12 protein-coding genes are annotated in these 13116 nt (G+C 60.9%); 10 read left to right on the top strand and 2 right to left on the bottom strand.

Going from position 1 to position 13116, the window contains the following annotated elements:
* Positions 1-37: 37 nt before the first annotated feature.
* The 5 genes from miaB (at position 38) to lnt (ending at position 5453) form a co-directional block, all read left to right on the top strand.
* Positions 38-1366, top strand: coding sequence for a tRNA (N6-isopentenyl adenosine(37)-C2)-methylthiotransferase MiaB (gene miaB, locus AC1DU9_RS08080; protein WP_223460934.1), 1329 nt, complete (start codon positions 38-40; stop codon positions 1364-1366).
* 215 nt (positions 1367-1581) lie between these two features.
* Positions 1582-2589, top strand: a complete 1008-nt coding sequence (locus AC1DU9_RS08085) for a PhoH family protein (RefSeq protein ID WP_223460932.1) — start codon at positions 1582-1584, stop codon at positions 2587-2589.
* Positions 2582-3076, top strand: coding sequence for an rRNA maturation RNase YbeY (gene ybeY / locus AC1DU9_RS08090; RefSeq protein WP_223460930.1), 495 nt, complete (start codon positions 2582-2584; stop codon positions 3074-3076). The genes AC1DU9_RS08085 and ybeY overlap by 8 nt, the downstream gene beginning before the upstream one ends.
* Positions 3077-3081: 5 nt before the next feature.
* Entirely contained in the window at positions 3082-3921 is an 840-nt protein-coding gene (locus AC1DU9_RS08095) for an HlyC/CorC family transporter (protein WP_223460928.1), read from the top strand.
* Between the two features lie 8 nt (positions 3922-3929).
* Positions 3930-5453 (top strand): apolipoprotein N-acyltransferase, encoded by a 1524-nt coding sequence (gene lnt / locus AC1DU9_RS08100; RefSeq protein ID WP_223460926.1) that lies wholly within the window; start codon positions 3930-3932, stop codon positions 5451-5453.
* 59 nt (positions 5454-5512) lie between these two features.
* On the opposite strand, the gene AC1DU9_RS08105 is transcribed toward lnt, so the two are convergent.
* Both AC1DU9_RS08105 and AC1DU9_RS08110 read right to left on the bottom strand, forming a co-directional pair.
* Positions 5513-6274, bottom strand: coding sequence for a YdcF family protein (locus AC1DU9_RS08105; RefSeq protein WP_223460924.1), 762 nt, complete (start codon positions 6272-6274; stop codon positions 5513-5515).
* A gap of 104 nt (positions 6275-6378) precedes the next feature.
* Positions 6379-6699: a hypothetical protein gene (locus tag AC1DU9_RS08110; RefSeq protein WP_223460922.1), complete on the bottom strand. Its 321-nt coding sequence runs from the start codon at positions 6697-6699 to the stop codon at positions 6379-6381.
* A gap of 281 nt (positions 6700-6980) precedes the next feature.
* Between AC1DU9_RS08110 and leuS the strand changes: the two genes are divergently transcribed.
* The 5 genes from leuS (at position 6981) to AC1DU9_RS08135 (ending at position 13019) form a co-directional block, all read left to right on the top strand.
* Positions 6981-9587 (top strand): leucine--tRNA ligase, encoded by a 2607-nt coding sequence (leuS, locus tag AC1DU9_RS08115; protein ID WP_477809990.1) that lies wholly within the window; start codon positions 6981-6983, stop codon positions 9585-9587.
* 87 nt (positions 9588-9674) lie between these two features.
* A complete protein-coding gene (locus AC1DU9_RS08120; protein WP_223460918.1) occupies positions 9675-10280 on the top strand; it encodes an LPS-assembly lipoprotein LptE in 606 nt (201 codons plus the stop codon).
* Positions 10281-10319: 39 nt separating this feature from the next.
* Positions 10320-11357, top strand: a complete 1038-nt coding sequence (gene holA / locus AC1DU9_RS08125; RefSeq protein ID WP_223460916.1) for a DNA polymerase III subunit delta — start codon at positions 10320-10322, stop codon at positions 11355-11357.
* A gap of 112 nt (positions 11358-11469) precedes the next feature.
* Complete coding sequence (arfA, locus tag AC1DU9_RS08130; RefSeq protein WP_223460913.1) at positions 11470-11634, top strand: alternative ribosome rescue factor ArfA; 165 nt, start codon at positions 11470-11472, stop codon at positions 11632-11634.
* A 62-nt stretch (positions 11635-11696) separates the two neighbouring features.
* Positions 11697-13019 carry a lytic murein transglycosylase gene (locus AC1DU9_RS08135; RefSeq protein ID WP_223460911.1) on the top strand — a complete coding sequence of 441 codons (1323 nt, stop codon included), beginning with the start codon at positions 11697-11699 and terminating at the stop codon, positions 13017-13019.
* Positions 13020-13116: the final 97 nt, after the last annotated feature.

Consider the following 13116-nt stretch of genomic DNA (forward strand, 5'->3'; position numbering starts at 1 on the left):
AATGTGCGGTTCTTTGAATCAGGTGATGACTCTTTCCATGGCCAAGAAGCTTTACATCGAAACCCACGGTTGCCAGATGAACGAGTACGACAGCTCGCGCATGGTCGATCTGCTGGGCGAACATCAGGCCCTGGAAGTCACCGCCCGTGCTGAAGACGCCGACGTGATCCTGCTCAACACTTGCTCAATCCGCGAACGTGCCCAGGATCGCGTCTACTCGCAGCTCGGCCGCTGGCGCGAACTGAAGCTGGCCAACCCGGACATGGTGATCGCCGTCGGCGGTTGCGTGGCCAGCCAGGAAGGCGCGGCCATCCGTGATCGCGCGCCGTACGTCGACGTGGTCTTCGGCCCGCAGACCCTGCACCGTCTGCCGGAAATGATCGACGCCGCGCGCATCAGCAAGCTGCCGCAAGTCGACGTCTCGTTCCCGGAAATCGAAAAATTCGACCATCTGCCCGAACCGCGCATCGACGGCCCGAGCGCTTACGTGTCGGTGATGGAAGGTTGCAGCAAGTACTGCACGTTCTGCGTGGTGCCCTACACCCGCGGCGAAGAAGTCAGCCGGCCGTTCGACGACGTGATTGCCGAGATCATCCACCTGGCCGAAAACGGCGTGCGGGAAGTGACGCTGCTGGGGCAGAACGTCAACGGCTATCGTGGGACTACTCATGATGGGCGCCTGGCCGACCTGGCCGAACTGATCCGCGTGGTCGCCGCGGTCGATGGTATCGACCGCATCCGCTACACCACGTCGCACCCACTGGAGTTCTCCGACAGCCTGATCCAGGCCCACGCCGACGTGCCGGAACTGGTCAAGCACCTGCACTTGCCGGTGCAGTCGGGCTCGGACCGCATCCTCGCCGCGATGAAGCGCAACCACACCGCGCTGGAATACAAATCCAAACTGCGCAAACTGCGCGCCGCCGTGCCGGGGATCTGCATCAGCTCGGATTTCATCGTCGGCTTCCCGGGCGAGACCGAGAAAGACTTCGAGCAAACCATGAAGCTGATTACCGACGTCGGCTTCGACTTTTCCTACTCGTTCGTCTACAGCCAGCGCCCGGGCACACCGGCCGCCGATCTGGCCGACGACACGCCGCAAGAGCTGAAAAAAGAGCGCCTGAATGCCCTGCAACACCGCTTGAACCAGCAAGGTTTCGAGATCAGCCGACAAATGGTCGGCTCGATCCAGCGGATCCTGGTGACCGATTACTCGAAAAAGGACCCGGGCGAGCTGCAGGGCCGGACCGAGAATAACCGTATCGTCAACTTCCGCTGCGACAATCCGACCCTGATCGGCCAGTTCGCGGACGTGCACATCGATGCCGCGCAGCCGCATTCGCTGCGGGGTTCGCTGATCCAATAACACCGCATACCCCTGTGGGAGCGAGCTTGCTCGCGATTGCGATCTGACATTCAGCAAAGGTATCGACTGTCACGCCGCCATCGCGAGCAAGCTCGCTCCCACAGGGATAGCGTCAGACCAGCGAATCAACTTGGTCTGTATAAGAGCTTTCGCGCCCACGCCACTGGCGCTATCCTTGATTCATCACTATTTCCCCAGGGCGGCTAAATACGACCTTGAACGCACCCATAGAACCACATCGTTTCATCCTCGAGCCTTTTGAAGCTCGTCGCTTCGCCAATCTGTGCGGGCAATTCGACGAGCATTTGCGCTTGATCGAACAGCGCCTGACCATCGAGATCCGCAATCGCGGAAACCAGTTCGAGCTGATCGGCGAACCCAAACACACCACCTCCGCGGAAAACCTCCTACGCCGCCTGTACCGGGAAACCAAGGGTACCGAGCTGTCGCCGGACATGGTTCACCTGTTCCTGCAGGAATCGGCCGTCGAACAGCTGGACAACCACTCCCCCGCCGAACCGTCCGTGGCCCTGCGCACCAAGAAAGGTATGATTCGCCCCCGCGGCTTGAATCAAGTGCGCTACGTGAAGGAAATTCTCGGTAACGACATCAACTTCGGTATCGGTCCGGCCGGTACCGGCAAGACCTATTTGGCCGTCGCCTGCGCGGTCGATGCACTGGAGCGCGAGCAGATCCGCCGCATCCTGCTGGTACGTCCGGCGGTCGAAGCGGGTGAAAAACTCGGCTTCCTGCCCGGCGATCTCGCACAGAAGATCGACCCGTACCTGCGTCCGCTCTATGACGCGCTCTACGAAATGCTCGGCTTCGAATACGTCGCCAAGCTGATCGAACGACAGGTGATCGAAGTCGCGCCGCTGGCCTACATGCGCGGCCGGACGCTGAACAACAGCTTCATCATTCTCGACGAAAGCCAGAACACCACGGTCGAGCAGATGAAGATGTTCCTGACCCGGATCGGCTTCGGCTCCACGGCCGTCATCACCGGGGACATCACCCAGGTCGACCTGCCACGCGGCACCAAGTCCGGCCTGCACCACGTGATAGAAGTGCTCAAGGATGTGCCGGGGATCAGCTTCACCCATTTCCAGCCCAAGGACGTCGTGCGCCATCCACTGGTGCAGCGCATCGTCGAAGCCTACGAGCGCTTCGAAACCAAAGCGGCCGATGATGCCGCCGCCAAGGATAGCCGCCGCGATGCTTGAGCTTGACCTGCAAATCGCCACCCAAGACTGCGCCCCCAGCGAAGCCGAGTTCCGCCAGTGGTGCGAACTGGCTTTGCGCCAGCGCACCGCCGATTCGGAGATGACCATTCGTCTGGTCGACGAAGCCGAAGGCCGCGAGCTGAACCACACCTGGCGACAAAAGGATTACGCAACCAACGTCTTGTCATTCCCGGCCGATGTGCCGGATGAGTTCCTCGACATCCCGCTGCTGGGCGATCTGGTGATCTGCGTGGCCGTGGTCGAGCGCGAAGCCGCCGAGCAAGGCAAGGAGCTCAGGGCCCATTGGGCACACCTGGTGATTCACGGCTGCTTGCATCTGCTCGGTTACGACCATATTGAAGACGACGAAGCCGAAGAGATGGAAGCACTGGAACGAACGTTGCTTGCAGAACTGGGCTTTCCCGATCCGTACGCGGACGACGAAACCGACGCATTCCCCACCGAAACAACAAAGGATTCAGAGTAATCGCTATGAGCGAAGATCGATCGAGCAACGGGCAGAAGTCATGGCTGGGTAAGCTCACCCAGGCTTTTGCCCACGAGCCGAAAAACCGCCAGGAGCTGCTGGAGCTGCTGCGCGATGCACACCAGAACAAACTGCTGGACAGCGAAGCGCTGGCCATCGTCGAAGGCGCCATCCAGGTGGCTGACTTGCAGGTTCGGGACATCATGGTCCCGCGCTCGCAAATGGTCAGCATCAAGGCGAACCAGACACCCCGCGAGTTCCTGCCTGCCGTGGTCGACTCGGCCCACTCCCGCTATCCGGTCATCGGCGAAAGCCACGATGACGTGATGGGCGTGTTGCTGGCCAAGGACTTGCTGCCGTTGATCCTCAAGGAGAACGGCGACAGCTTCAACATCAAGGACCTGCTGCGTCCGGCCACCTTCGTGCCGGAATCCAAGCGCCTTAACGTGCTGCTGCGCGAATTCCGCGCCAACCACAATCACATGGCCATCGTCATCGACGAGTACGGCGGCGTGGCCGGTTTGGTGACCATCGAAGACGTGCTGGAGCAAATCGTCGGCGACATCGAAGACGAACACGACGTCGAAGAAGACAGCTACATCAAGCCGCTGCCCAGCGGTGATTTCCTGATCAAGGCCCTGACACCGATCGAGAACTTCAACGATTTTTTCGACAGCGAGTTCTCCGACGATGAGTTCGATACCGTTGGCGGCCTGGTGATGAGCGCGTTCGGGCATTTGCCAAAACGTAACGAAATCACTGAAATCGGCCCGTACCGCTTCCGCATCCTGAACGCCGACAGCCGTCGGATTCACTTGCTTCGCCTGACGCCCATTGCTCGCTAAGGATTGAAATGCGCTGGACAACCCGCCCCGGCTGGCCCGGTAACCTGCTGGCCGTGGCGGCCGGTGCAATCACCACCCTGGCCCTGGCGCCGTTCGATATCTGGCCACTGGCACTGCTCGCCGTCGGCCTGTTCTATGCCGGTTTGCGCGAACTGAGCCCACGCCAGGCGCTGGGTCGCGGCTGGTGTTTCGGTTTCGGCCTGTTCGGTGCCGGCACCAGCTGGATCTACTACAGCATTCACCACTTCGGCGGCGCGTCGATGCTGCTGGCCGGCTTCCTGATGCTGCTCTTCACGGCGGCGATTGCCTGGTTCTTTGCCCTGCCCGCCTGGATCTGGGCGCGCTGGCTGCGTCGCAATGAGGCACCGCTGGCCGACGCACTGGCCTTCGCTGCGCTGTGGGTTGGCCAGGAAGCTTTCCGTGGTTGGTTCCTGACAGGTTTCCCGTGGCTGTATTCCGGTTACAGCCAGCTCGATGGCCCGCTGGCCGGGCTTGCTCCCATCGGCGGGATGTGGCTGATTTCCTTTACCCTGGCCCTGACAGCTGCGCTGATCTACAACGGCTTGCGCCTGGTTCGCACAGGGCGTAAAGGCTTCATCGCAGCCGGTATATTACTGCTGGTCGGCCCATGGCTGGTCGGTACGGCACTCAAGCACCACGCCTGGACCAGCCCGTCGGGCCCGCCACTGAGCGTCGCCGCCATTCAGGGCAACGTCGAACAAAGCATGAAGTGGGACCCGGCGCAGCTCAACGCGCAATTGGCGTTGTACCGCGACATGAGTTTCAGCTCCAGGCGCGCCGATCTGCTCATTTGGCCGGAAACGGCGATTCCGGTGCTCAAGGAGTCCGCCGAGGGCTACCTGAACATGATGGGAAGCTTCGCGGCCGAACGTAAATCGGCGTTCATTACCGGTGTCCCGGTGCGCATGGAAGTACGCCACGAAAAGCGACTCTTCAATGGCATCACCGCTACCGGTGAAGGCGACGGCACTTACCTGAAGCAAAAACTGGTGCCGTTTGGTGAATATGTCCCCTTGCAGGACATGCTGCGCGGACTAATCGCTTTCTTCGACCTGCCAATGTCGGACTTCGCTCGCGGCCCGGCCGACCAGCCGCTGCTGCAAGCCAAGGGTTATCAGATCGCGCCGTTCATCTGCTATGAAGTGGTTTATCCGGAGTTCGCCGCCAGCCTTGCCGCCCGCAGCGACCTGCTGCTGACCATCAGCAACGACACCTGGTTCGGCACCTCCATCGGCCCCCTGCAACACCTGCAGATGGCGCAGATGCGTGCACTGGAGGCCGGCCGCTGGATGATCCGCGCTACCAACAACGGCGTATCCGGCCTGATCAACCCGTTCGGTCAGATTACCGATCAGATCCCGCAGTTCGAGCGCGGCATCCTGTATGGCGAAGTGGTGCCGATGCATAACCTGACGCCGTACCTGGAATGGCGTTCGTGGCCATTGCTCATTGTCTGCGTGTTGTTGTTCGGTTGGGCGCTGATTGCGAGCCGGATGGCCAAGACCGTCTAAAAATTGATACAGAACACTTGTGGCGAGGGAGCAAACTCCCTCGCCACAAGGTTTAGCTCTCAGCGATAGAACAACGAATAACCGATCTGCCCCACCGCCTCGTTCATCAATTGCCCGTTCTGCCAGATCGCCTTGAACTCCGGCATCCAGCCACCCAGTGGCCGCGCGTTGTCGCCGCCCAGAAACCCTACCGGCGCCGGCACCACCTCAAACCCGGCCTTGCGGAAACTCCAGACCGCTCGTGGCATATGCCAGGCCTGAGTCACGAGTACCACACGCTTGACGCCCTGTGGCAGCAACACCTCGGCGCTGAACTGCGCATTTTCCCAGGTCGTGCGGCTGCGCCCTTCCTGCCAGCGCACGCTCACGCCAAAATCGTCACGCAAGGAGTCAGCCATCATCTGCGCTTCGCTTGGCGGCGTGTTGTAATGCAAGCCGCCGCTAGTCAGCACCGGCAGACCGGAAGCCTTGGCCAACCGCGCAGCAAAGCGCTGGCGCTCCAGGCCGACGCCCGTGGGCTGGTCGGCGCCCCAGGCCACGTCACCGCGTTCGCGCCCCGAGCCGAGGATCACGATCGCATCCGCGCGTTGCCCCAGGACGGCCCATTCATCGCGGGCCAGCGGTGGCTCCCGCTCGAGCAGGCCGGCACTCCACTGCACCACCACCGGCAGGCTCATCAGCCAGAACCCCCCCAGGCCCAGCGCAAAGCACGCACCGGCAAGCCTTGGCCTGGATCGGCGCAACCACCAGGCAAGCAAAAGCAGCAGCAATAGAATGCCGGGTGGCAAAAGAAGTTGTTTTACGAAATAACGAAAAGGCATTGAGCATCTCCCGGAGATGCCCGAAGCCTAAGTGGGTTAGCGCAATGCGACAATCATTACGCAAGGACTATGCTGCAAAAATGCATGGAGCATGGCTCTGTGCCCTATTTGAACTGGAAAGACCGGACCTTTACCGCGTCTCTACCGGGAGCCTTGTCCTTGAGCCAGATAATCTTGGCCGAACGTGGTACGTCGAGTTGCTTTACCGCCTCTGACAAGCATCCGTGTGTCTCACGCTCACTGCGATCCAGATACGCCTTGACCAGTGCAAACTCTGCGGGGCTCAGACCACGCAGTTCCAGTTCCAGAGGGTGTTCGTCGCGCAACCGGCCAGCGGTCCTTGCCGCATCCAGGGCCAAGGCCAAACGATCGATCAGCCTTTCGTACAGCTCCGGTTTTGTAGCTTTTTGCTGAGACTCAACCATCCCTCACCTCATTGGAAGATAAGACCTACTCCCCAGTTAGAGCTTAGCTTCCATGAACAAACCGGCTGAACGCCGCGACCAACGGCCCTCGCAGCGCTTTTTGCAGGACGTGCGGCAGCAATCAGGGTTTCCCTCGGTAGAGCGCGGTCATGTATGCTACGGCGCTTCCTGTAACTCCACTTCCAGCTCGGCTGGGCCTCGAAAACGCCAATGTGGCGTGTTCACCGTCCAGCGTTGCATTGAAGAGGATTAGGCCACCCCTATTCAGTTCAAAAGTAGCCATGCACGAACAATATCAGCCCCGTGAAATCGAAGCCGCCGCCCAGTCGTTCTGGGACGAGCAAAAGTCCTTTGAAGTCAGTGAACAGCCAGGCAAGGAGACTTACTACTGCCTGTCGATGTTCCCTTACCCCAGCGGCAAGCTACACATGGGGCACGTGCGCAACTACACCATCGGCGACGTGATCTCCCGCTACCAGCGCATGCAAGGCAAGAACGTCCTGCAGCCCATGGGTTGGGACGCCTTCGRCATGCCGGCGGAAAACGCCGCGATGAAGAACAACGTAGCGCCCGCCAAGTGGACCTACGAAAACATCGCCTACATGAAAAGCCAGCTGCGCAGCCTGGGCCTGGCGGTGGACTGGTCGCGCGAAGTGACCACCTGCAAGCCCGATTACTACCGCTGGGAACAATGGCTGTTCACCCGCCTGTTCGAAAAAGGTGTGATTTACAAAAAAAGCGGCACCGTGAACTGGGACCCGATCGACCAGACCGTCCTGGCCAACGAGCAAGTGATCGACGGTCGCGGCTGGCGTTCCGGCGCGCTGATCGAAAAGCGCGAAATCCCGATGTACTACTTCAAGATCACCGCCTACGCGGATGAGCTGCTGGAGAGCCTCGACGACCTGCCGGGCTGGCCTGAACAGGTCAAGACCATGCAGCGCAACTGGATCGGCAAATCCCGCGGCATGGAAGTGCAGTTCCCGTACAACGTCGATTCCATCGGCGAAGCGGGCACGCTGAAAGTCTTCACCACCCGTCCGGACACTCTCATGGGAGCGACCTACGTCGCCGTGGCCGCCGAACACCACCTCGCCACCCTCGCTGCACAGAACAATCCTGAGCTGCAAGCGTTCATCGCAGAATGCAAGGGCGGCAGCGTGGCTGAAGCCGACGTCGCCACCCAGGAGAAAAAAGGCCTGCCGACCGGCCTGTTCGTCGAGCACCCGCTGACTGGCGAAAAACTGCCGGTATGGGTCGCCAACTATGTGCTGATGCACTACGGCGATGGCGCCGTGATGGCAGTTCCGGCCCACGACGAGCGCGATTTCGAGTTCGCCCACAAGTACAACCTGCCGGTTAAATCGGTCGTGCGCACCAGTTCCGGTGACAGCAACCCGGCGCCATGGCAAGACGCCTACGGCGAGTACGGCACGCTGATCAATTCCGGCGAGTTCGATGGCCTCGACTTCGCGGGTGCCTTCGACGCCATCGAAGTGGCGCTGATCAAGAAAGAACTGGGCGCCTCGCGCACCCAGTTCCGCCTGCGCGACTGGGGCATCAGCCGTCAGCGCTACTGGGGCTGCCCGATCCCGATCATCCACTGCACCACCTGCGGTGATGTGCCGGTACCGGAAGATCAATTGCCGGTCGTACTGCCGGAAGACGTGGTGCCGGACGGCGCCGGCTCGCCACTGGCGCGCATGCCTGAGTTCTACGAGTGCAACTGCCCTAAATGTGGCCAGCCTGCCAAGCGTGAAACCGACACCATGGACACCTTCGTCGAGTCGTCGTGGTATTACGCCCGCTACGCCTCGCCGCACTTTGAAGGCGGCCTCGTGGAAAAATCCGCAGCCGACCACTGGCTGCCGGTGGATCAGTACATCGGCGGTATCGAACACGCGATCCTGCACCTGCTTTACGCACGCTTCTTCCACAAGCTGATGCGTGACGAAGGCCTGGTGAGCTCCAACGAGCCGTTCAAGAACCTGCTGACCCAGGGCATGGTGATCGCCGAGACTTACTATCGTCGCGAAGCCAATGGCGCTTACACCTGGTTCAACCCGGCGGACGTCGAGCTTGAGCGTGACAGCAAGGCCAAGGTTATCAGCGCCAAATTGAAAGCTGACGGCTTGCCGGTGGAAATCGGCGGCACCGAGAAGATGGCCAAGTCGAAGAACAACGGTGTCGACCCACAGTCGATGATCGACCAGTTCGGTGCAGACACTTGCCGCCTGTTCATGATGTTCGCCTCGCCGCCTGACATGAGCGCGGAATGGTCTGACTCCGGCGTGGAAGGTTCGCACCGTTTCCTCAAGCGTGTCTGGCGTCTGGCTCAAGCCCACGTCACCCAGGGCCTGCCGGGCAAACTGGACGTCGCCATCCTGAATGACGAGCAGAAAGCCGTTCGTCGCTCGATCCACCTGGCCATCAAGCAGGCCAGCCAGGACGTCGGCCAGAGCCACAAATTCAACACCGCCATCGCCCAGGTGATGACGCTGATGAACGTGCTGGAAAAAGCCGCGCAAGGCACCGGGCAGGATCGCGCACTGATTCACGAAGGTCTGGAAACCGTGACTCTGCTGCTGGCTCCGATCACGCCGCATATCAGCCACGAACTGTGGAATCAACTGGGTCACGCTGATCCTGTGATCGACGCCGGTTGGCCGGTGCAGGACGACAGCGCACTGGTGCAGGACAGCCTGACGCTCGTCATCCAGGTCAACGGCAAGCTGCGTGGCCAGATCGAAATGCCCGCCAGCGCCAGTCGCGAGGAAGTCGAAGCCGCCGCCCGCGCCAACGACAACGTCCTGCGCTTCGTCGACGGTCTGACCATCCGTAAAGTGATCGTAGTGCCCGGGAAACTGGTCAATATCGTCGCCAGCTAATTGGATCGGGCGCCAGGTGAGCCTGGCGCCGAGTAAAACCTTTCGGGCCGCTTGATCGGCCCACATGGTTTCAAGGGGAGCAACAAGATGATCAAACGCAATCTGCTGGTGATGGGCCTCGCGGTTCTGTTGAGCGCCTGCGGTTTCCAGCTGCGCGGCACCGGCACCGACGAACTGGCGATCAAGGAACTCGACCTGAGCGCCCGTAACGCTTACGGCCCAACCGTGACCCAATTGCGTCAGGTACTGGAGGGCAGCGGCGTCAAGGTCTACAACGGCGCACCTTACAAACTGGTGCTGACCGATGAGCAGGAAAGCCAACGCATCCTCAGCTACGCAGGTGCCGGTCGTGCTGGCGAGTACCAGGTGACCACCGTATTGAACTACGACATCCGTGGTCGCGGTGACCTGCCACTTATGAGCGACAAGCTTGAAGTGCAGAAAATCTACATGCACGACGGCAACAACCTGGTGGGTTCCGACCAGGAAGCCGCAACGGCCCGGACAGAAGCCCGCCGCGAGCTGGTTCAGCGCATGATGCTGCGCCTGCAACAACTGAGCCCAGGTCAACTGGATCAGCTGCAGCAGACGGCTGAAGCCAGGGCCAAGGCTGATGCCGCAGCACTGGAAGCGGCAAAGAAGGCTGAAGCGGATACCCCGCGTCAGTCGCCTGTCGAACTGCCGCAGCAGTAAGACTTACGGGGCGCTCAGGCGCCCCGTTCGCCCTCTCTTATGAAACTCGCCCCCGCCCAACTCGCCAAACACCTGCAAGGTGCCCTTGCGCCGGTCTACATCATCAGCGGCGATGACCCGTTGTTGTGCCAGGAGGCGGCCGACGCTGTTCGCGCCGCCGCCCGTCAGCAGGGATTCGATGAACGCCAGGTGTTTGCCGCCGACGCCAGTTTCGACTGGGGGACGCTGCTGCAAGCCGGTGCCAGCATGTCGCTGTTCGCCGAAAAGCGCCTGCTGGAACTGCGCTTGCCTTCCGGTAAACCCGGCGACAAAGGTGCCGCCGCGCTGATCGAGTACTGCTCGCGCCCGGCTGACGACACCGTACTGCTGATCAGCCTGCCGAAACTCGATGGCAGTGCGCAGAAAACCAAGTGGGGCAAAGCGCTGGTCGAAGGACAGCAGACCCAGTTCGTGCAGATCTGGCCAGTCGATGTCGCCCAGTTGCCAAGCTGGATCCGCCAACGCCTGTCCCAGGCCGGGCTTTCCGCCAGCCAGGACGCCGTTGAGCTGATCGCGGCGCGGGTCGAGGGCAATTTGCTGGCCGCCGCCCAGGAAATCGAAAAGCTCAAACTGATGGCCGAAGGGGGTCAGATCACCGTTGAAACCGTGCAGGCGGCGGTGGCCGACAGTGCGCGCTTCGACGTCTTTGGCCTGACCGATGCGGTGCTCAATGGTGAAGCGGCCCATGCGTTGCGCATGCTCGAAGGCTTGCGCGGTGAAGGCGTCGAGCCGCCGGTGATTCTCTGGGCCCTGGCCCGGGAGTTGCGCCTGCTGGCCAACATTTCGCTGCAATACAGCCAGGGCACGCCCCTGGACAAGGCCTTCAGCCAGGCCAAACCTCCGGTCTGGGACAAGCGCAAACCGTTGATGAGCAAAGCCCTGCAACGCTATTCGGCCCAACGCTGGGCGCAGCTTTTGCTCGAAGCACAGCGTATCGACGCACAGATCAAGGGCCAGGCTGCGGGTTCGCCGTGGATGAGCTTGAGCCGGTTGACGTTATTGATGGCTGGGCAAAAATTGACGTTGCCTGCCGAGTGAGATCAAGAGATCTTTCTTCCTACAAAATCCACATCCATCGCCCCTATAGACAGAACCTGTACTTCGGCCGATGATTTGCCCCGCAAAAACCACTCACTTGCGAGAAATCATCATGAGCAAAAAGCCATCGAAGCATGGCCCCAACAAGGCCAAATCCATCATTGCCCGGCCATTGTTCCGCAGCCGCCAGGAACGCCCCACCAAGGGCAAAGGCAGCTACCGCCGCGAAGCCTTCCAGTCTGACAGCTGGGAGGCTTCTTACTTTCTGGCGGCCTGAAAGGCAAGCATCCGCTCAACATGTTAAGGTCTGCACCTGATCCATATTCCCTGGACCCGTGCATGCCCTTTTGTCTTTCCCGTCGTTGGCACTTGCGCCAATTGATTGCTGCCTCCAGCCTCGTTTTGCTAGTCGCCTGCGCGGAAAAACCCACCGCCGCCGACGCCCAGCCGCTTCAGACCCTCCCTGTCGCCACCGCCCCGGCGGTTATTCCGCCTGTGGTTCCGAACGGTGAGAACCTCGACATCCAACCCACCCAGACCTTCGCTGAATGGCAGGCGGGTTTCCGCAAGGATGCCTTGGCCGCCGGTATCCGCGCCGATCTGTTTGATCGCGCTTTCGCCGATGTCAGCTTCGACCCCAGTGTGATTCGTGCCGATCGCAGCCAACCGGAATTCGCAAAACCGGTGTGGGAATACCTCGACGGCGCCTTGTCGCCACTGCGGGTACGCAAAGGCCAGTCGCTGGTCAACCAGTACGCCGACATCCTGCAAAGCATCGAGCAGCGTTACGGCGTTGATCGTCAGGCGCTGGTGGCCGTGTGGGGCATGGAAAGCAACTTTGGCCAATTCCAGGGCAGCAAGTCGGTGATCAACTCGCTGGCGACCCTGGCCTACGAAGGCCGTCGCCCCGGTTTCGCCCACGCACAATTGATTGCCGCCCTGCAAATCCTGCAACAAGGCGATATCGAACCCGAGAAGATGCTCGGATCCTGGGCCGGTGCCATGGGCCAGACCCAGTTCATCCCGACCACCTACAACACCCATGCCGTGGACTTCGATGGCGACGGACGCCGCGATATCTGGGGCAGCTCGGCTGATGCCCTGGCCTCGACCGCGCATTACCTGCAAAGCTCAGGCTGGCAGAGAGGCCAGCCGTGGGGCTTCGAAGTGCAGTTGCCAGGCGGGTTCAATTACGTGCTGGCCGATGGCACGACTCGCAAGAGCGTCGCCGAATGGCGCCAACTGGGTGTTACGCTGCCCAACGGCAGCCAGGTCCCGGCCGGCTCCGAGCAATTGTCCGCGGCCCTGCTGCTGCCGGCCGGTTACCGTGGACCGGCGTTCCTGGTGCTCGATAACTTCCGGGCGATCCTCAAGTACAACAACTCGTCCTCCTACGCCTTGGGGGTGAGCCTGTTGTCCGAACGCTTCAATGGCGCGGGACTGATCAGCGGCACGTGGCCAAAGGATGACCTGCCACTGAGCCGTACCGAGCGGATCGAGCTGCAAAACCTGCTGAGCACACAAAACTACGATGCCGGCACTGCCGACGGAATCATTGGCGCCAACACGCGCAAGGCGATCCGCAGCGCCCAACAGTCGTTTGGCTGGCCGGCGGATGGGTACCCGACGCACAAATTGCTGGAAGGATTGCGTAACCGATAGTTTGTCGTATGGCGAATACCGCCATCGCGAGCAGGCTCGCTCCCACAGGTTCAAAGGTGATCACGCCACTTGCGTACACCTCAAACTTTGTAGGAGC

The sequence above is a fragment of the Pseudomonas sp. P4_C1 genome (genome assembly GCF_056402155.1).